This is a genomic window from Methylobacterium tarhaniae (assembly GCF_001043955.1).
Classification (GTDB): domain Bacteria; phylum Pseudomonadota; class Alphaproteobacteria; order Rhizobiales; family Beijerinckiaceae; genus Methylobacterium; species Methylobacterium tarhaniae.
In genome coordinates this window covers 1-822 of record NZ_LABZ01000443.1, presented here as the reverse complement: position 1 = coordinate 822, position 822 = coordinate 1, and the positions used below count along the sequence as shown (strand labels likewise).

Below are 822 nucleotides of genomic sequence, written 5' to 3'. Positions count from 1 at the left end.
CCGACGCCCTGGCCCGGGCGCTCCTGGACCATCCGCACGACCTCGCGGCGGCGCTCGCCCGGTTCGAGGCCGGGCGCCTCGCCTTCGGCCGGGCCGTCGTCCGTCGGGCGCGGGAACTCGGTGCCTCCATGCAGGCGCAGATCCTCACGCCCCGGGAGCGCGCGCTCGCCGAGCGCCACCGGGCTCCGGAGGCGGTCATGGCCGAGACGGCCGTGGCGACCGGGCTCCCCGCCATCGATTGACATCCGAGGAGGATCCCATGACCGTCTCCTATCGCTGGCCGAGCCCGCCGGAGGCCTGGCCCGAACCTCTGCGCCGGGAATTCGCGGATCGCGCCGGCAACGGCCGGGTCGGCAGCCGGCTCGTCTCCGAGACCGACCGCGTGCGGGTCTGGCTGCTCAGCCTGAAGCCGGGCGAGCGGATCGGCTTCCACACCCACGTCCTCGACTATTTCTGGACCGCCGTGACCGGCGGGCGGGCCCGCTCGCACTATGCCGACGGGCGGATCGCCGAGGTGGCCTACGCGCCGGGCGACACCCAGCACCATCGCTACGCCGAGGGCGCCTTCATGATCCACGACCTTGAGAATATCGGCGAGACCGAGCTGGTCTTCACCACCGTCGAGTTCCTCGACAGCGCCAACCCGCCGCTCGACCTCGCCTCCGCGGCGGCCTGACCCCAGGCGGGCGAGCGGGGAACGCTCGGCCGCCACGCTGCCCGAAGCGCGGCGCGCCGCTGCCCGATGGCTGGCTCTTAAAAACATCTTACGCTGCCGACGAATAGAGAGGGGGAGATCTCCAGCATCGTCTACTGCATAGCAAA

1 protein-coding gene and 1 pseudogene are annotated in these 822 nt (G+C 71.8%); both read left to right on the top strand.

Features of this window, described 5'->3' with window-relative positions:
• Nucleotides 1-242 (top strand): annotated as a pseudogene (locus tag VQ03_RS34200) (FAD-dependent oxidoreductase); the annotation flags it as partial.
• Nucleotides 243-259: 17 nt separating this feature from the next.
• Nucleotides 260-676 (top strand): cupin domain-containing protein, encoded by a 417-nt coding sequence (locus VQ03_RS30540; RefSeq protein ID WP_048454699.1) that lies wholly within the window; start codon nt 260-262, stop codon nt 674-676.
• The last annotated feature ends 146 nt before the right edge of the window (nt 677-822 follow it).

Excerpts from the sequence above, each read along its gene's own strand:
- VQ03_RS30540 (WP_048454699.1), top strand. The coding sequence starts at position 260 with ATGACCGTCTCCTATCGCTGGCCGAGCCCGCCGGAGGCCTGGCCCGAA.